The sequence below is a fragment of the Pseudomonas ovata genome (assembly GCF_003131185.1).
GTDB classification, from domain to species: domain Bacteria; phylum Pseudomonadota; class Gammaproteobacteria; order Pseudomonadales; family Pseudomonadaceae; genus Aquipseudomonas; species Aquipseudomonas ovata.
This window is the reverse complement of sequence record NZ_QFFU01000018.1, coordinates 16657-35327: the sequence shown is the minus strand read 5'-3', so window position 1 is coordinate 35327 and position 18671 is coordinate 16657. Positions and strand designations below refer to the sequence as shown.

General features: G+C 65.9%; 15 protein-coding genes. 12 read left to right on the top strand and 3 right to left on the bottom strand.

Annotated features, from left to right (window positions below; all coding sequences use genetic code 11):
* The first annotated feature begins 3 nt into the window (after positions 1-3).
* Together DGA31_RS20600 and DGA31_RS20595 are read left to right on the top strand one after the other, a co-directional pair.
* Positions 4-957: an ankyrin repeat domain-containing protein gene (locus DGA31_RS20600; protein WP_109513798.1), complete on the top strand. Its 954-nt coding sequence runs from the start codon at positions 4-6 to the stop codon at positions 955-957.
* Positions 958-978: 21 nt separating this feature from the next.
* Positions 979-1320, top strand: coding sequence for a DUF5713 family protein (locus DGA31_RS20595; protein WP_109513797.1), 342 nt, complete (start codon positions 979-981; stop codon positions 1318-1320).
* A 289-nt stretch (positions 1321-1609) separates the two neighbouring features.
* Here the strand turns inward: DGA31_RS20595 and DGA31_RS20590 are convergent, their stop codons facing one another.
* Positions 1610-2950 carry an aminotransferase-like domain-containing protein gene (locus DGA31_RS20590; RefSeq protein ID WP_109513796.1) on the bottom strand — a complete coding sequence of 447 codons (1341 nt, stop codon included), beginning with the start codon at positions 2948-2950 and terminating at the stop codon, positions 1610-1612.
* A 249-nt stretch (positions 2951-3199) separates the two neighbouring features.
* On the opposite strand from DGA31_RS20590, the gene DGA31_RS20585 reads away from it, so the two are divergent.
* Complete coding sequence (locus DGA31_RS20585) at positions 3200-4276, top strand: MFS transporter (RefSeq protein WP_421957995.1); 1077 nt, start codon at positions 3200-3202, stop codon at positions 4274-4276.
* A 184-nt stretch (positions 4277-4460) separates the two neighbouring features.
* Here DGA31_RS20585 and DGA31_RS20580 read toward each other — a convergent pair whose 3' ends face one another.
* A complete protein-coding gene (locus DGA31_RS20580; protein WP_109513794.1) occupies positions 4461-5819 on the bottom strand; it encodes an ATP-binding protein in 1359 nt (452 codons plus the stop codon).
* Positions 5816-6481 (bottom strand): response regulator, encoded by a 666-nt coding sequence (locus DGA31_RS20575; protein WP_109513793.1) that lies wholly within the window; start codon positions 6479-6481, stop codon positions 5816-5818. The genes DGA31_RS20580 and DGA31_RS20575 overlap by 4 nt, the downstream gene beginning before the upstream one ends.
* Positions 6482-6637: 156 nt before the next feature.
* On the opposite strand from DGA31_RS20575, the gene DGA31_RS20570 reads away from it, so the two are divergent.
* From DGA31_RS20570 to DGA31_RS20530, 9 genes are all read left to right on the top strand, one after another.
* On the top strand, positions 6638-6904 hold the full coding sequence (locus DGA31_RS20570) for a PepSY domain-containing protein (protein ID WP_056842198.1): 267 nt from the start codon (positions 6638-6640) through the stop codon (positions 6902-6904).
* On the top strand, positions 6904-7458 hold the full coding sequence (locus DGA31_RS20565; protein WP_109513791.1) for a cytochrome b/b6 domain-containing protein: 555 nt from the start codon (positions 6904-6906) through the stop codon (positions 7456-7458). Before DGA31_RS20570 ends, DGA31_RS20565 begins: the two co-directional genes overlap by 1 nt.
* Positions 7459-7476: 18 nt before the next feature.
* Positions 7477-9150: a phosphoethanolamine transferase gene (locus DGA31_RS20560; RefSeq protein WP_109513790.1), complete on the top strand. Its 1674-nt coding sequence runs from the start codon at positions 7477-7479 to the stop codon at positions 9148-9150.
* 383 nt (positions 9151-9533) lie between these two features.
* Entirely contained in the window at positions 9534-10823 is a 1290-nt protein-coding gene (locus DGA31_RS20555) for an MFS transporter (RefSeq protein WP_109513847.1), read from the top strand.
* A 141-nt stretch (positions 10824-10964) separates the two neighbouring features.
* Positions 10965-12326 (top strand): SWIM zinc finger family protein, encoded by a 1362-nt coding sequence (locus tag DGA31_RS20550; protein ID WP_109513789.1) that lies wholly within the window; start codon positions 10965-10967, stop codon positions 12324-12326.
* Positions 12323-13936: a DUF5691 domain-containing protein gene (locus DGA31_RS20545; RefSeq protein WP_109513788.1), complete on the top strand. Its 1614-nt coding sequence runs from the start codon at positions 12323-12325 to the stop codon at positions 13934-13936. The genes DGA31_RS20550 and DGA31_RS20545 overlap by 4 nt, the downstream gene beginning before the upstream one ends.
* Positions 13937-13949: 13 nt before the next feature.
* Positions 13950-15032, top strand: a complete 1083-nt coding sequence (locus DGA31_RS20540) for an ATP-binding protein (protein ID WP_056842101.1) — start codon at positions 13950-13952, stop codon at positions 15030-15032.
* 6 nt (positions 15033-15038) lie between these two features.
* Entirely contained in the window at positions 15039-17414 is a 2376-nt protein-coding gene (locus DGA31_RS20535; protein ID WP_109513787.1) for a DUF5682 family protein, read from the top strand.
* Positions 17411-18607 carry a VWA domain-containing protein gene (locus DGA31_RS20530; protein ID WP_056842103.1) on the top strand — a complete coding sequence of 399 codons (1197 nt, stop codon included), beginning with the start codon at positions 17411-17413 and terminating at the stop codon, positions 18605-18607. Before DGA31_RS20535 ends, DGA31_RS20530 begins: the two co-directional genes overlap by 4 nt.
* Positions 18608-18671: the final 64 nt, after the last annotated feature.

Sequence of the window (18671 nt, the reverse complement as noted above, 5' to 3'; positions counted from 1 at the left end):
CGCATGAGCAAGGCACTGTTGAAGGCCGCTGCGGCCGGTCACAACGAGCAGCTACAGGCGTTACTGGAAGCGGGCGCCGAGATCGACTTTGCCGAGAAGGGGCTGGGCCGTACGGCGCTGATCGATGCGGCCATTGCCGGGCATATCGACACGGTGCGGCTGCTGATCGACAAGGGCGCCGACCTTGACCGCCATGACGGCGTCATGGGCTTTACCGCCCTGGGCTGGGCGGCGCATTCCGATGACCGGCCTATCCTTGAGCTGCTGCTGGAGGCCGGGGCGGCGGTGGACCTGACGGGCAACGACTACCAGCGCTCGCCCTTGATGGTGGCGGCGTTGCAGGGCCATGCCGAGGTGGTTGCGGCCTTGCTGGCGGCCGGGGCCGATCTGCAGGCGCAGACCCGTGACGGGCGTAATGCCCTGTCGATGGCGCAGGAGCGCGGGCATGCCGGGGTAGAGGCGTTGTTGCTGAGCCACGGCGCCCGGCCACCGGTGGTGCCTGAAGAGGTGTACCTGCCGTGGCCGCCAGTGGCGCCGGACCTGTCCGATGTCGACCACAGCGACCCGGCCAGTGTGCTGCGCGGCTATATCCTGGCCATGAATCGCTGGGAGACCGACTGCCATGAGCACAGAAAGCAGGTCGATATCCATGACCTGGACTGGGACTTCATTCGTGCCGGAATGGCGCAAGTGTTCGAGCGGTTCTGCACCCTCAAGCCGCGTCCGCAGGGCCGTGGCAACAGCATCGGCTGGCCGCCGGACTACACCCCGGGCGAAGCCCTGGTGAGCATCGAGCCCAAAGGCCGGCGCGCGATCCTGATGACCCGTCAGGACGCGGATGGGCCGATGCGCTACGAGGTGCTTTACACCCTGGTGCGCACCGGCGACACCTGGCGCCTGGACTCCAGAAAGACCCGGCCCTGGGGCACCCTGGAGTGGGAAAAGGGCATTCTCTGAATCACAACCCAAGGAGCTTTCATGAGCCTCGATAACCCCGCCATGGACGATCATGTTTTCTTGCAAGGCATGTACGCCGACGACTACTTTCCCGACGAGGTGGTCGACCTGTGCAAGGACGTGTTGATCGACCTGTGCCGTCAGATTGAACAGCAGCAGCCGGCCACGCTTGAGGCGCTGTACGTGCTGAGCCATGCCGCCACCGAACGCCTCAACGCCTTGCAGGACACCTTCGAGGCACACGGCAGCGAACTTGAAACCGCCGCCCGCGATGCCCTGGCCGAGGACTTTTCCTGGATCGCCAGCGCGTATGGCTTTGCCGAGGCCGACCTGGAAGAAATGATGGCGCCGCGGGAATGGTGATGCGTTGCCTACTCAACTATAAAATAACTCACTGATTTTACTGAATATTGAATTCACCCCCGTAGGAGCGCGCTTGCCCGCGACCGGCTGCGTTAGCAGTCGTAAATTTGTGGCGTTTCATAGATCCCGGATGGGGTAGCAGTCGTAAATTTGTGGCGTTTCATAGATCCCGGACGGGGTAGCAGTCGTAAATTTGTGGCGTTTTCGAGATTTTGCGAGCGCTACGCACTCGGTCGCGGGCAAGCGCGCTCCTACTGGATTTGCATCAGGGCTGATTGCGCGGCCAGTCTCACACCTGGAAATGCTGGGCAACCTGCGTGCTGAAGTGCGTGCAGTTGATGCGCAGGAACGCCTGGTAATTGCGCTCCACGGCAAACACCGAACCGGGCAGCAGCAGGATGTCGTGCTGCGTCAGCCGCTGGATAAACCCCTGTTGATCGGCGATGTCGGGGTGTTCGGCCCAGACGAACATGCCGCTTTCAGGCGCAATCTCGAACTGCCAGCCACGGCTTTTCAATACACGTTGGGTCTTGTTCTGCTGCTCGATCAGTTTCTGGCGCAACTGCTTCATGTGCCTGGCATAGGTGCCGTCGGCCAGGATGGTGTTGACGAAACGCTCACAGAACGCCGGCACCGCCACGCAGGTCAGCAGCTTCAGGCGCGTCAAAGGTTCGACCAGTGCCGGCGGACAGGCGATATAGCCGACCCGCAGGGAGGCCGACAGGCACTTGGAAAAGCTGCCGACGTAGATCACCCGCTCCAGGTTATCCAGCTCGGCAAAGGTGTGCCGGGCGCTGGGGCTGAAGTCGCCATAGACATCGTCCTCGACGATGATGACGTCATGCTTGACCGCCAGGCGCAGTACATTGAACGCGTTGTTGGCCGTGATGGTGCCGCCGGTGGGGTTATGGAAGGTGCTGTTGCAGAAAAACGCCCTGACCGGTTGGCGCGCCAGCTGGCTTTCCAGTTCGGCGAGGTCCGGGCCGTCGGCGGTGCGGCGGATGCCGATCACCTGCGCGCCGTTGAGCCGCAACAGGCGGATCAGGTTGCCGTTGCACGGTTCGTCGACCAGTACGGTGTCACCGGGCTTGATCAGCAGCCGGGCGATCAGGTCCAGCGCGTGGGTGGCGCCCAGCGTGGTCAGGATCTGGCCGGGACGGGTGTCGAGGCGGGTCAGGCGCTTGATGTGCGCACACAGTTGCTTGCGCAGCGGCAGGTAGCCTGAAATGTCGCCGTACTCGACCAGCGAGTGCTGCTCCAGCCGCGCCGTACGGCGAATCGCCTTGGTCAGCAGGTCGGTGTCGGTCCAGGATGAAGGCAACCAGCCACAGCCCAGCTTGGTGTAGTGCGGCCCGCCTTGCAGGAAGTTGAACAGCGCATCGCCCGCCATGCACTCAGGTTCCGCCTGGCTGGCCAGGGCCTGTGTGCGGGGAGCGACAAAATAGCCGCTGCCAGGGAGGGCCACCAGCACGCCTTCGCTGACCAGCCGCGCATAGGCCGAGACCACCTGGTGATAGCTGCTGCCGGTGTCGTCGACGAGCTTGCGAATCGACGGCAGGCGCTGGCCGGGTGTCCATTCGCCGGCGTCCAGGCGAGTCTTGAGAAGGGTGTAGAAACGCTGAGCGCTCATCAGGCATTCCGGCAAGGCGATTGTTAGAAAAAATAGCCTAACAGTTCGTGGCAAAACGTGCCGATTGTGTGACCGCCCGTACCGCACAAGGCGCATGATCGATCTGTCGTCATCGCACCGGATCCCCCGGCTGTGCGCTGTTTCGGGCGACATCGAACACACTGCCAAGGAGCCCGGCCGGTGAATGGATTACCTCGCAGAACCTGGCTGTACTTTGCCGCCCAGTCGATCAACCTGACCTGCGCCGTGATGTCGGTGACCATGGCCGCCACCATCGGCGCGGCGCTGGCGCCTACACCGGCGTTGTCGACGGTGCCTTACGGCTTTCAGTTCCTGTGGCTGATGCTGGCGACTTACCCGGTGGCCTACCTGATGGGCCGCTGGGGCCGCAAGCGTACCTTTCTGCTCGGTAATATCGCCCTGGCCGTGGCCGGTATCAGTGGCTATCAGGCTGTGGTCCAGCAAAGCTTTGCGCTGCTGGTGGTGTGCCACTCGGCGCTGGGCGTCTATGTCGCGTTCGCCAATTTCAACCGCTTTGCCGCCACCGACAACCTGGCGGCACACCTCAAGCCCAGGGCGATTTCCCTGGTGGTGGCCGGTGGCGTCATCGCCGCCGTGCTGGGCCCGACCCTGACCGAGTGGCTGCGTGAAGTCGGTGCCTTTGCCGCGTTCTCCCTGTGCTATGCCGCCTTTATCGGCCTGGCCGTGCTGGCCACCCTGGTTACGCTGTGCCTGCCCAACGACGCCGGCACCGCTGCCCGGCCTTCGCGCCAGGCGTCGCAGGCCAGCACGCGCTCGCCCTTGACCGCGCCGATCCTGCTGGCCATGGCGGTCGCGGCGCTGGGTTATTTCATCATGCACCTGTTGATGATCCAGGCCTCGATGCACATGCAGCACATGCACGAAGACTTCACCGCCATGCGCCTGGCCATCCAGTGGCATGTGATCGCCATGTTCGCGCCGTCGTTCTTCACCGGCTGGATCATCGAACGCCTCGGGCTGAAAACCACGCTGTGCCTGGGCCTGTGGCTGTTGATCGCCAGCACGGCGGTGAATATCGCCTCCAGCCATTACCTGGCGATCAGCGCCGCCCTGATTCTGCTGGGCCTGGGCTGGAACCTGACCTACGTCGGCAGCGGCGCCTTGCTGGCCCGGCAACTCGAAGGCCGGGCGCAGGCGTTCAAGGTGCAGGGCCAGAATGACCTGGCCATCGCCATCTGCGCCACCCTGGGCGCCTTCGCCCCGGCCGTGCTGCTCACCGGCATGGGCTGGCAAGGCAGCAACCTGCTGTGCGCCGGCCTGGCCTTGCTGGTGCTGGTGGCGTAGGCATACCGTATGGCAGGTTGTTTTGATTTCTTGCGACGTTGCGTATGCGTTACATCTCACCCGATATGTCACGTATCCATGACATGGACCCTGAAGTCATTGCAACCCGCCTTGGTCGGCAAGTACGCGAAAAGCGCCTGAATCGCGGTCATACATGGCGATGAGGCTCACAGGCAGGCTGCCTTCAGCCCGCCACCGGAATCACCACCTCCACGCACAACCCGCCCTGGGCGCGGTTGGAAAAGGTCAGGGTCAGCCCCAGTCGACGGCAGACCATGTCGACGATGGCCAGGCCCAGGCCGGCGCCTTCGGGGTTGCCGGCGCTGTAGAAGCGGTCGCACAGGCGGGCGAGGGCCGCTTCGCTCACGCCCGGGCCCTGGTCCAGTACCCGCAGGCGCAGGTGCCGGTCAGGGTGGCGGCTCAGGTGCAGGCGCACCTCGCTGCCGGCCGGTGCGAAGGCCAGGGCGTTGCTGATCAGGTTCTGCGCCATGATGGTCAGCGCGGCCGGTTCGCTGCGCAGCAGGCAGTCATCTTCGCTGTCCAGCACCAGCTCGACGTTCTTGCGCAGCGCCAGCGGGGTCAGCTCGGCCAGTTCTTCACGCATCAGGGCGGTCAGGTTCAAGTGCTGGCTGGGCTGGGCGGCCGGTTCCAGGCGCGCCATGGTCAGCAACTGGCTGGCGATGCGGGTCATGCGGCCCACGCCCTGTTGCAGAAAGCCCAGCGCTTCGGCGCGCTCGCGCGGGTCGCTGGCGGCCTGGGCATTGCGCACATGGATGTCGAGGATCGCCAGGGGCGTGCGCAGTTCATGCGCGGCGTCGGCGATAAAGCGTCGCTCGCGCTCCAGCTGCGTGCGCAACTGGCCCAGCAGGTGGTCCAGCGCCGAGCGCATCGGTTCCAGCTCCGGTGGCTGCGGCTGGTTGGGCAATGGCTCCAGGCTGTCGTGCGGGCGATTGCGCAGTTGCCGGGCCAGGCGCTGCAACGGGCGCAGGCCCCAGCCCAGCACGGCCCAGATCAGCAGCGTCAGCAACGGCAGGCCGATCAGGGTCGGCAGCAAGGCGTGGTGGACGATTTTCTGGATCAGGTCCTGGCGCAGGTCGTCGCGTTCACCGGCCCAGATGCGGATGCCCAGTGTCGGGTCTTCGAGCAACACCCCGCACCAGTCCTGGCCCTGGTACATCAGGTCGTGCAGGCCGGGTGCAGGCGGTTCGGCCAGGGCCGGGGCGTGCCGGGAGCGCAGCAGCAGGCGGCCGTCGGCCGACCAGATCTGAAAGGCCACGTTCATTTCATACGGGTGCGAAAGAATGCCCTGCGCAGAGCGGTTGAGCGCATTGTCCAGCTCCGCTTCCAGGGCGTTCCAGTCGCGTTGCGCGGGGGCTTGTTGCAGTACGCCCTGCATCAGTCGCGCGGCCTGCACCAGTTGCGCGTCGTAGACGTTTTCGATTTCCCGGTGGCTGTCGCGCAGGGCCAGCAGCACCAGGGTCAGGCTGCCGATGATCATCAGCAACAGGGTCGGTGCCAGGATGCGCGTGCGGATGGAAATCACGCGCTGCGCTCCACCAGATAACCCACCCCACGCACCGTGCGGATCAGCCCGGCATCGAGTTTCTTGCGCAGGTTATGGATCAGCACTTCCAGAGTGTTGCCGGGGCCGCTTTCCTGCCAGCCATACAGGGTGTTGCTCAGCCGTTCGCGGGTGACGACCACACCGGGGCGGGCCAGCAACTGGTGCAGCAACTGATATTCCATCGGCGTCATGGCCACGCAGGCGCCCTGGTAGAACACCTCCTGGGTGGCCGGGTCCAGGCTGACCCCGCCGTGTTCCAGGCGCGGCTGGGCACGGCCCTGGCTGCGGCGCAGCAGGGCGCGGATACGCGCCTTGAGTTCATCGAGGTCTACCGGCTTGACCAGGTAATCGTCGGCGCCGGCGTCCAGGCCGGCAATGCGGTCGGCCACCGCGTCGCGGGCGGTGAGAATCAGCACCGGCACGTTGCCTTCAGCCTGGCTGCGCATGCCGCGCAACAGGCTGATGCCATCACGCCGGGGCAGGCCGAGGTCGAGCAGCACCAGGTCGAAGGTTTCGCAGCGCAAGGCGTGCTCGGCCTCCAGGCCATCGGCGACCCAGTCCAGTACATAGCCCTCGCCGCGCAGGGCGACCCGGATGCCCTGGGCCAGCGCACGATCATCTTCCACCAGCAATACGCGCATGCGTGTGCCCTCTGTGTGCAGGCCGCAATCATGGCGATTCGGCGCTTACCTGGCAGTAAGCAAATGTTACAGGGCGTTACTCATTAAGACTTCATTAAGCTTGGCGCCGCACCTTAGGGCTTCCAACAAACGGAGACCCGTCCCATGACCCGCCTGCTGCGCTTCGCCCTGATCCCGACCCTGCTGCTCGCCAGCGCCGGCGCCTATGCCGGCCCGCAATGCACCACCGCTGACCGCGCCACCTGGCAAGACCCCGAAGCCTTCCAGGCCAAGCTGCGCGAGGCCGGTTACCAGATCAGCAAATTCAAGGTCACCGACGGCAACTGCTACGAGATCTACGGCTTCGACAAGGACAAGCGCAAGGTCGAGATCTACCACGACCCGGTCAGCGGCAAGGCCGTGAAGACCGAGATCAAGAGCTGATGAACGCGGCGACGATCCGCCTGTGGGATCCACTGGTGCGCCTGTTTCACGGGTCGGTGGCCCTGGTATTCGTCGCCAACTATTTCTTCAATGAGGCCGGTGACGACTGGCACACCTGGCTGGGCTACTACGTTGCCGGCTGGCTGGTGGTGCGCGTGGTGTGGGGCTTCATCGGCCCGCAGAGTGCGCGCTGGGCTGACTTCTGGCCCACACCCACACGCTTGCGCACGCACCTCGGCGCCTTGCGTCACGGCCGTGACAGCCACCGCCTGGGGCACTCGCCGTTGGGCGCGCTGGTGATGGTGCTGATGATGACCGCCCTGGGGGCGCTGGCGCTGACCGGTTTTCTGATGCAGGAAGTCGATGCCCTGTGGGGCGCCGACTGGCCGCAGGACCTGCACCGCTGGATCGCCAACAGCCTGGCGGCACTGGTGGCCGTGCACGTGAGTGCCGCGTTGCTGGAAAGCCTGCGCCTGCGCGAGAACCTGCCACTGTCGATGCTGACCGGGCGTCGCCGCTTGCGCCCTGAAAAGCCCAGCCCTGACGACCATTGATCTTTTCTGGATTTCTTCATGCTGCTGAACCTCTTGCGCGCGCCTGCGCACAGCGGCGCCCGTCCGTGGCTGACGCTGCTGGCGCTGGCGACCCTGAGCTGCGCCCTGTTGTTGCTCGACGATTTTCTCCAGCAGCAATACACCGCCAACAACCGCGCCGAACTCGAGCTGTCCTACGTGGCGGCCCTGTGGCTGTTCAGCCTGGCGTTGTGGCTGTGCAACCTGCGCTGGCTGGTGGCGGCGATTTTGGTGATGTTTGCCGGCATGCAGACCCTGCAGCTGGCCAATATCAGTTTCTTCGGCGAGCCGCTCAATGCCATCGACATTCAGTCGATGCTGGCCGACGGCGCCGAGGTCCGCCAGACCGCCTGGCACAGTCTTGCCCGGCACTGGCCGGCGTTGCTCTGCGTGCTGCTGCCCTATGGCATTTTGTTGTGGCTGCACCTGCGCCTGCCGGGTCGTGTGCCGCTGCCGGCCAGCCGCTGGGCCTTGCTGCTGATCGCCGTGGTGCTGCTTTCCAAGCCGCATCGCGCCACCTATCGCAACCTTGATGCCTTTGTCGCCAGCGCCAGCCGCAGCGGCCTGCACAACAGCCTTAATGCTTTTTCGGCCTGGGCGGTGCGCCTGGCCTGGCGCACTGAACCGGTCTTGCCACCGACCGCCTATGCGCCGTACGCCCTGACCGCAGTGCCCAGCACGGCGCGGCATGTGTGGCTGGTGGTGGCTGACTCGCTGCGCAGCGACCGGCTGGGGGTGTTCGGCTATGACCGCGACACCACGCCCCGACTGCAAGCCTATTTGCGCGACAACCCCCATGCGCTGGTGCGGCCCGGCGTGTCGGCGGGGGTGGCCACCGACGTGAGCCTGCCGTACCTGCTCAACCCGATCCGCGAGCCGGGCCAGGATGCCTTGCTGCGCCATGGCCAGATCAATCTGTTTCGCTTTGCACAGCAGGCCGGGTTTCGTACCCACTGGATCTCGTCGCAGGAATCGAAACTGCTGGCGCACCTGGGCAGCCGCTATCTGGATGTGTCGATCACCCGTGAAGATCACCCGCTGCGCTTTGTACAAAAGCAGGACCGGGCCCTGCTCGACATTCTTGACCAGCAACGCTGGGCCGAGCGCAATTTCGTGGTGCTCAACCTGCGCACCGCGCACTTGCCCTATGCCCGGAACTACCGCCATGAAGCCACCCCGCGACCCTGGCCCGACAGCGGCCCGCACGGCCAGGCCAACGCCTACGACAATTCGGTGCATTACCTGGACAGCCTGCTGGGCGAGGTGCTCAAGGACTTCGACCGGCTCGAAGGCGAGCGCTACCTGATCATCACCGGCGACCATGGCCAGCGCCTGGGCGAAAACGGCGCCTGGGGCCACAACGACCTGGTGCCCGAAGTCAGCGACGTGCCGGTCATCGTCGTCGCCGGTGATGCCCCGGCGGGTGCGCTGCAGTCACTGGCCGAGGAACGCTGGATCAGCCACAACGAAGCCGGCACCTGGCTGGCCGGCCGCCTGGGCACGCACATCGACAACCCCAACCTCAGGCCGGGCGAGCACTTCGTGCACGGCAAGCTGCTGTTCAGCGACAACTTCATCCAGCGCGTGTGCGAGTCACCGACCGGGCTGGTGCACCAGCCCCCGCAGCAGTTGAGTGTGCTGTTGAAGGCGGGGAAGGGATCGCCGTGCTCCTGAGGCGTTATCCAGAATGATGACAAACCTGGATCTCATGCCTGACACATTGTGGGAAACAGCTCTGCTGGCGATGACTGTGTGTCAGGCGCAGCAGGTGTATGGGCCTTGCTGGCCTCATCGTCGGATCGCCGCCCGGGACAAAGCCCCCTCCCACCGGTGGATGACAACCCTGGATCGGGTGCCTGACCACGACCGTTTATCTACCTGCGACAAAATGCCTGCTTTTCATGTCGTTTTCAGATTTCATTTGGCCCTTGCTCGCCGTAGAATCCGCGCCCGATTTGCGGGTGCGAAATTGCCAGATCGTCGACAGAAAGACCTCCATCCGACTGCCCCCATCAAACAATTGCATCGATTAGTGCTGGTTGAATACCGAGGGTGTCGTGTCGCGAAAATTGTTGGCGTTGGTGCTGGGGCCGCTGATCGGCCTGTTCATTGTCAGTCTGGGTAATGGCTTCATTTCTTCCCTGACGTCCCTGCGGCTCGACTCGGCCGGGGTGTCGGACACGATGATCGGCCTGGTTTCGTCGTCCTACTTCGTCGGCCTGGCGCTGGGGGCGATGTTCGGTGACCGGCTGATCAAAAGCATCGGCCATATCCGCGCCTACAGCAGCTTTGCCTCGCTGACGGCGGTGACGTTCCTGTTGCAGGGGCTGATCTTCGACCCGTGGGCCTGGTTCTTCTTTCGCCTGGTCAACGGCCTGGCCATTGTCGGCATCTTTCTGGTGGTGGAAAGCTGGTTGCTGTTGTCGGGCGACCAGAAGATGCGCGGCCGGCTGCTGGCGATCTACATGATTGCGCTGTACGGCGCCGGCATGCTCGGCCAGTTGCAACTGGGCGTGATCAATGCCTGGGGCGAGACGGCGCCGTTCATGATTGCCGGCATGCTGGCGTCATTGTCGGTGCTGCCGATGGTGATCCTGCCGCGCGTGGCGCCCGAGGTCGGCGATATCGAACCCTTGCTGCCTCAGGACCTGTTGCGCATCACGCCCACCGGTGTGCTGGGCACCTTTGGCTCAGGGGTGGCGATTGCCGGCATGTACGCGCTGCTGCCGATCTACCTGCAGCGGGTCGGGATGAACATCACCCAGGTCGGCTACCTGATGGCCTGCGTGATTCTCGGCGCGATGCTGTTGCAATACCCGGTGGGGCGCTGGTCCGACCGCCAGGACCGGCAGGTAGTGCTGATCGCCTTGAGCGTGTTCTGCGCGGTGCTGTCGGTGCTGATCCTGATGCTGCCTGACTCGATGCTGTTGCTGGCGGTGCTGCTGTTCCTGCTTGGCGGCGGGGTTTTTGCCCTGTACCCGGTGGCGGTCAGCCATGCGACCGACACCGTGTCGGCCGGCGAGCTGGTGCGGGTGATCCAGGGCATGCTGCTGATCAACTCGGTGGGCTCGGCCATCAGCCCGCTGATCATTTCGCCGACCATGAAGCATGTCGGTGACAGCGGCTTTTTCTGGTCCTTCGTGGTGCTGAACCTCGCCATGGCGTTGTTCTTCATCTGGCGCCGCAAGGTCCACCCGGCCTCGACCCCCACCGCGCCGTTCGAGGCGGCCACGCAGATGTCGCCGGTGGGCGCCGAGATCCGCGTCACCGATGAACTGGTGCAGGCCACGCTGGAGCGTGAACAGCTGGAAGAACACGCCGCGCAACCGGTGCCCCAGGCCGGGTGACTGACCCGATGTCGCGGGCTGGCCCGATATTCTATTCAGGTGAATTGCGAACGATTCCTCATTTTGGGCCTCAAAGGGTTTCCGTGATGTCGGCTTATGCCATCATCGGCATCCTTACCGAATGGAATCCAGTAAGCCTTGATGCAGTTTTCTCGCGAACTCATTCTTCAGCAAGCACCCGATGCCTCGTCAGCCAAAGCGGCGCAGGGCCTGCTCAGCCTCAGTAAATGGCAAACCCTCGGCGTCAACGAGCGGGCCGTGTGGGGCGAGTGCAAAGGCAGCGGCAGCAAGCCGTACCAGGTCCAGATCGACCTGGAAGCCCTGGCGTTCAAGTGCAGCTGCCCCAGCCGCAAATTCCCCTGCAAGCATGGCCTGGCCCTGGCATTGCTGCGTGCCGAGCAAAGCTCGGCGTTCACCGACACCGAGCTGCCGGCCTGGGTCGGCGAGTGGCTGCAAAGCCGCCAGCAGCGTGCCGAAAAGCAGGAGCAGAAAAAGGCCGAGGCCCCGACCGTCAAGCGTACCGACGATGCCGCCGTCTCGGCCAAGCGCCTGCAACGCATGCAGGCCGGGCTCGATGAGCTGGAGCGCTGGTTGCAGGACCAGGTCACCCAGGGGCTGGCCACGCTGATCGGCAACGAAGGCGCCTTCGAGCAACTGGCCGCGCGCATGGTCGACGCCCAGTTGCCCGGCGTGGCCTACCGCTTGCGCCCGCTGGCCGGCGTGCCCGGCAGTGGTGTGGTCGATGGCGTCGACTGGCCGTTGCGCCTGCTCGGTGCGTTCGGGCGCCTGCAATTGATGATCGACGGCTTTCGCCGTCTCGACAGCCTGCCCGCCGCCGAGCGTACCGACCTGTCCCAGGCCCTGGGCTTGCCGCTGAGCAAGGACGACGTGCTGGGGCAGGGCGAGGCGTGTGTCGATCAATGGCATGTACAAGGGCAGTACGTCGAGGAAGAAGACCGCCTGCTGATGCGCCGGGTCTGGCTGCGTGGCCTGAACAGCGGCCGCATGGCGCTGCTGCAGGACTACGCCCATGGCTCGCGGCAGTTCGAGCAGGTGTTCGTCACCGACTCGGTGATCAGCGCCGAACTGGCCTTTTACCCCGGTGCCTGGCCGCAACGTGCGGTACTGGCCGCCACGCCCACCTTGGTCGAACCGTCCGTACAGACCTCGCCTTGCCCGGCACACGACGCCTTCAACACCCTGGCCACGGCGCTGGCCGCCAACCCCTGGCAAACCCCACAACCGATGAGCATCGACGACGGCACGCCCGAACTTGACCCACACTTGGGCTGGATGCTGCGCATTTCCGGGCCCGAGGGCGACAGCCAGGTGCCGCTGGAGATGGACAAGCGTGACGGCTGGATGCTGTGCGCCGTGGCCGGTGGCCGGGCGCTGCGGGTATTCAGCGAGTGGCACCAGGGTGTCGACGGCAGCTACCTGCAACCGCTGACGGCCTGGCAGGGCCAGACGCTGGTGTGGTCCTCACGGGAGACAATTGCATGAGCCTGCTCGAACCCCTGGCGGTCACCGCCCTGCTGGGCACCCGCAAGCAGGCGCTGGCGCCGCTGGCTGTCGAAGGCCCTATCGGCCCCTTGCTCGACGCCATTGCCCGCGACTCGGCCAGCGACGAAGCGCGCCTGCTGCGCAGTGCGGCGGTGCTCGACATGTGCCAGCACGCCGGCTGGCTGGCCCCCGAGGCCATCACGGCGGCCGCCGCGCCGGCCCCGGAAGACACCCTGGCCCTGCCGCCCGAGCAAAGCTTCGGCGTACTGAGCCAGATGCTTGCCGAAGGCTACCCGCGCCTTGGCCAGTTGACCCTGTTGCAACTGGCGCAGCGCCAGTTGCGCCTGCCGCCGTCACTGTTGCCCGAGCTGCTGGATCGGGCTCGCCGTGACGCGTACCTGCGCAGCCTGCTCGCGCCGGTGCTGGGCGAGCGCGGCCGCTGGCTGGCCGAGCGCAACCCGGCCTGGCAGGTTCAGGCCATCGACCGCCGCGAGGCCCTGAACGACGAGATCTGGTCGCTGGGCAGCCTTGAACAACGCCAGGTTTACCTCAGCGCCCTGCGCGAACAGGACCCGGTCGCCGCCCGCGAGCTGTTGGTGGCGGGCCGCAAGGATTTCGATGCCCGCGAGCGCAGCGCCTTGCTCGCCGCCCTGGCCACCGGCCTGAGTGCCGATGACGAACCACTGCTGGACGAGTGGAGCCGCGACCGCAGCAAAGAGGTGCGCCGCGTGGCCGCCGAGTTGCTGATGGACCTGCCGGATTCGGCCTATCGCCGGCGCATGGCCGCGCGCCTGGCCCTGTGCGTCAACGTGACCCCGGCGGCGGCCGAACCGGGTGGCCTCAAGGGCCTGTTCAAGCGCCTGACCCATTCGGGCAACAACGCCCCGACCGTGCAGATCGAACCGCCCCAGGCGTTTTTCGACAACGGCAAGGACGACCAGATTGAAGAAGCCGTGCCCAACGGCGAAGGCCTCGGCCAGCGCGCCTGGTGGCTGTACCAGGTGGTGGCCGCCGCGCCGCTGCAGACCTGGCGCGATCACCAGGGCCTGACCCCGCACGACTGGATTGCCGCCGCCGGCCGCAGCGACTGGGACGAAGCCCTGATTCGCGGCTGGTACCAGTCCACGTTGCGCGAAGGCGATGCCGAGTGGGCCGCCGCGCTGCTGGACCGCATCTCTGCGACCGGCCTTCGTCTGGCGCGCTGCTTCCTCGACAGCCAGCCGCTGATCGCGCTGCTGCCGGTGCCCGAGCGCGAAGGCCACTGGCTGCGCCTGGCGCACCATATTGAAGACCGCAATTCGCTGAGCCTGTCCGAGTTGCTGGCCCAGATCCTGGCCGCCATCCCGGTGCAGAGCCGGCCCGGCACCGCCTTTTGCGAGCAATTGCTGCCGCACCTGCGCATCGGCATCGCCTTGCCGCGCAGCGTCTACGACTACAACCTGCGCCATAACCTGCGCGACTTCGCCACGTTGCTGCCGCCCGAGCTTTTCGCGCAAGCCCGCCAGGGCTGGCCGGATGACGAGGCCCTGCACCGTCACCAGAGCGAAGCCCTGCATGACTGGCACAACACCCTGAACCTGCGCGAACACCTGCAGACCCTTCTCGATTGAAACGGACCGATCAATGACCAGCTCAGTACTGCGCCAGCACGCCGAACAGCAATTCGCCGAAGAGCTCGATGAACTGCGCAAACAGGACACCCGCCAACGCCCCACCAACTGGGAAATGTCGCCTTGGGCGGTGGTCACCTACCTGCTGGGCGGCAAGCTGGAAAACGGCTTTGAAGTCAGCGCCAAGTACATCGGCAGCCGTCGCCTGATCGAAACCGCCGTGGCGACCCTGGCCACCGACCGCGCCCTGTTGCTGTACGGCGTACCGGGCACCGCCAAGTCTTGGGTGTCCGAGCACCTAGCGGCAGCCATCAGCAACGACTCGACCCTGATCGTGCAAGGCACCGCCGGCACCAGCGACGAGCAGATGCGCTACGGCTGGAACTACGCCCAGTTGCTGGCCAAGGGGCCGTCGCGTGAGGCGGTGGTCGAAAGCCCGCTGGTGCGGGCGATGGAGCGCGGCAAGACCGCCCGCATCGAAGAACTGACCCGTATCCCGGCCGACGTGCAGGACACCCTGATCACCCTGTTGTCGGAGAAATCCCTGCCGGTGCCGGAACTGGGCACCGAGATTCAGGCGGTGCGTGGCTTCAATGTCATCGCCACGGCCAACAACCGCGACAAGGGCGTCAACGAGCTGTCGTCGGCGCTCAAGCGCCGCTTCAACACGGTGATCCTGCCGGTGCCGTCCAGCGAAGCGGAAGAAGTGAACATCGTCACCAAGCGCGTGGCCGAAATGGGCCGCTCGCTGGAGCTGCCGGCCCAGCCGCCGGCCCTGGCCGAGGTGCGCCGCGTGGTGCAGATTTTCCGCGAGCTGCGCAACGGCCTGACCGAAGACGGCAAGGCCAAGCTCAAGTCGCCCAGCGGCACGCTGTCGAGCGCCGAGGCGATCTCGGTGATCAACAACGGCATGGCATTGTCGGCTTATTTTGGTGACGGCACGCTGCACGCCCGTGATGTGGCGGCCAGCATCGTGGGGGCGGTGATCAAGGACCCGGTGCAGGACGCGGTGGTGTGGCGCGAGTACCTGGAAACCGTGGTCAAGGAACGCAGCGAGTGGAAAGACCTGTATCGCGCTTGCCGCGAGATCGAGTAATCGCGCATGTCCGACGCGATCCACCTGTTTGGCATCCGCCACCATGGCCCAGGCTGTGCCCGCAGCCTGTTGCAGGCGCTGCACACCCTGCAACCCGACTGCCTGCTGATCGAAGGCCCGCCCGACGCCGAGGCGGTCCTGCCGTTCGTGCTCAGCGAAGCGATGCAGCCGCCAGTGGCGCTGCTGGTGCACGCCGAGGGCGACCCGCGCCAGTCGGCGTTCTACCCGTTCGCCGAATTCTCTCCGGAGTGGCAGGCGCTGCGCTATGCGCTGGGCCAGAACATCCCCACGCGCTTCATCGACCTGCCGGCCACCCACCAGTTCGCTCTGGAAAAGGCCTGGCGCGAAGAGCAGCAGGCACAAGCCGAGGCGGCTGAGGCGGTCGAAGCGAGCGAGGGTGATGAAACGACCGAGGAGGATGAAACGGTCGTGGTCGAACTGGAGGCCGCCGACTTTGCCGAAGCTGACGGCACCGCCGTCGGCGAAGAAATCCCCGAACATGAGTTGACCCACGACCCTCTGGGCTGGCTGGGTCGCGCCGCCGGCTACGCCGATGGCGAAAGCTGGTGGAACCACATGGTCGAAGAGCGCTGCGACGGCGAGCAATTGTTCGCCGCCATCGCCGAAGCCATGCAGGCGCTGCGTGAACAGGCCCCGGCCGAGCGTTCGCCGTACTACGTGCGCCGCGAAGCGTTGCGCGAGGCGCATATGCGCAAGTGCCTGCGCCAGGCGCTCAAGGACGGCTACCAGCGCATTGCCGTGGTCTGCGGCGCCTGGCACGTGCCGGCGTTGGCAACGATGCCGGCTGCCAAGCTCGACAACGACCTGCTCAAGGGCCTGCCCAAGCTCAAGGTGGCCGCCACCTGGGCGCCGTGGACCTACCGCAACCTGAGCAGCGCCAGCGGCTATGGCGCCGGCGTCGATGCCCCGGCCTGGTATGCACACCTGTGGAACGAGACCGACAGCAGCCAGCGCGCCGTTACCTGGCTGGCTCGCGCCGCCCGGCTGTTTCGCGATGACGGGCTGGATTGTTCGTCAGCGCACATCATCGAAGCCACACGCCTGGCCGATGCCCTGGCCGCCATGCGCGAGCGGCCTGCCCCCGGCCTTGAAGAACTCTTCGAGGCGTTGCAGACCACCGTGTGCATGGGCGACGCCGCGCCGATGAGCCTGATCCGCGACCGGCTGATTGTCGGTAACCGGTTGGGCGGCGTGCCGCCCGACGTACCCGCGGTGCCGTTGCAGCGCGACCTGGAACAACTGCAGAAAAGCCTGCGCATGAAGCCCCAGGCTGCGCAGAAAACCCTCGATCTTGACCTGCGCGAAACCAGCGACCTGGCGCGCAGCCACCTGCTGCACCGCCTGGCGATCCTCGGCATCGGCTGGGGCGAGCTGGCGCGGACCGGCGTCTCGGCCAAGGGCACCTTCCACGAAATCTGGAACCTGCAATGGCAGCCGGAACTGGCCGTGTCAATCATCGAGGCCAGCCAGTGGGGCAGCACCGTCGAAGACGCGGCCAGTGCCCGCGCCATCGGCCAGGCCAAGGACGCCACGTCGCTGCCCGAACTGTCGGCGCTGGTCGACACGGTGCTGCTGGCCAACCTGCCACAGGCGGTGGAGCCGGTCACCCATGCCCTGGAAGACCTGGCCTCGGTGGCCACCGATGTGGCGCAACTGCTTGATGCCGTGCCGGCGCTGACGCGCATTGCGCGCTACGGCAACGTGCGCCAGACCGACACCGGCATGGTGCGTCATGTACTCGACGGCCTGATCGCCCGCGCCGCCATCGGCCTGGCCCCGGCCTGTGCGTCACTGGACGATGACGCCGCCACGGCCATGCGCGAGCGTATCGGCAAGGCCGACGCCGCCATTCGCCTGCTCGACGACGCGGCCCGCAGCCAGGACTGGCAACAGGCCCTGGGGCGCCTGGCGGTGTTCGGCGCCACTCACGGCCTGCTGGCCGGGCAGGCGGCGCGGTTGCTGTTCGATGCCGGGGTCGATGATGTCGACACCAGTGCCTCGCGCATGACCCTGGCGCTGTCACGCAGCGTCGAGCCCGCCGCCGCTGCCGGCTGGCTGGAGGGCTTCCTCGACCAGAGCGCGCTGATCCTGATGCACGACCCACGCCTGTGGACCATGGTCGACGGCTGGCTGGCGACCCTGAGCAAGGACCACTTCGACGGCATCATTGCGCTGCTGCGCCGCACTTTCAGCACCTTCTCGGCCGCCGAGCGCCGTGAACTGGGCGAGCGTGCCCGGCGGCCGGTGCAGGACGCGGCGCCTGTGCCGGTGGCAGCACGCATCGATGCGCAGCGTGCGGCACGCCCCGTGCCCTTGCTTGGCCGCTTGCTGGGCCTACCCCACGATGGAGCGTCTTCGTGAACGACGACACCGAACTCTCGCAACACGACGAACAGGCGCGCCTGCAACGCTGGCGCCTGGTGCTCGGCGAAGCGGCCGCGCCCAGCCTGGGCGACTGCGGCCTGGACAGCGCGCAGATGAACATCGACGCCGCCCTGACCGCACTCTACGACCCTGACGGGCCGGGCGGCCTGCGTCGCGGTGGCAGCGCCAAGTCATCGCCGAAGGTCGCGCGCTGGCTGGGCGATATCCGCAAGTACTTCCCCACCCAGGTCGTGCAGGTGATGCAGAAGGACGCTCTGGAACGCCTGAACCTCAAGAACATGCTGCTGCAACCGGAAATGCTTGAACTGGTGCAGCCCGACGTGCACCTGGTGGCCTCGCTGGTGTCGCTGTCGGGGGTGATCCCGGCCGAAACCAAAGAGACCGCGCGCATGGTGGTGCGCAAGGTGGTCGACGAATTGATCAAACGCCTGGAAGAGCCGATGCGCAGCGCGGTCAGCGGCGCGCTCAACCGTGCGGTGCGCAACAACCGCCCGCGCTACGCCGAGATCGACTGGAACCGCACCATCCGCGCCAACCTGCGTCACTGGCAGGAGGAGTACCAGACCATCGTCCCGCAGACGCTGATCGGTTACGGACGCAAGTCCCAGCGCAGCCAGCGCGACATCATCCTGTGCATCGACCAGAGCGGCTCGATGGCCGCCTCGGTGGTCTATTCGAGCATCTTCGGCGCGGTAATGGCCTCGCTGCCGGCGGTCACCACGCACCTGGTGGTGTTCGACACCGCCGTGGTCGACATGACCGAGCAGCTCGATGACCCGGTCGACTTGCTGTTCGGCGTGCAACTGGGCGGCGGCACCGACATCAACCGTGCCGTCGGCTACTGCCAGAGCCTGATCCGCGAACCGCGCAACACCATCATGGTGCTGATCTCCGACCTTTATGAAGGCGGCGTGGAAAAGAACCTGCTGCAACGCGCCGCCGAGCTGGTGGCCTCGGGCGTTCAGGTCATTACCCTGCTGGCGCTGAGCGACGAAGGCCGCCCGTTCTACGACGCCGACCTGGCCGCCAAGCTCGCCGCGCTGGGCGTACCCTCGTTCGCCTGCAGCCCCGACCAGTTCCCGGCGCTGATGGCGGCGGCGATCCGCAAGGAAGACATCGGCCTGTGGGCCGCCAAACAAGGCATCGCCACGGCCCGGGCGGCTGAATAGGGCAGCGCTCGATTCGGCGTCTTTGGTGGCTGATACCCTGCATTCGCGACCGTTGGTCGCTCCT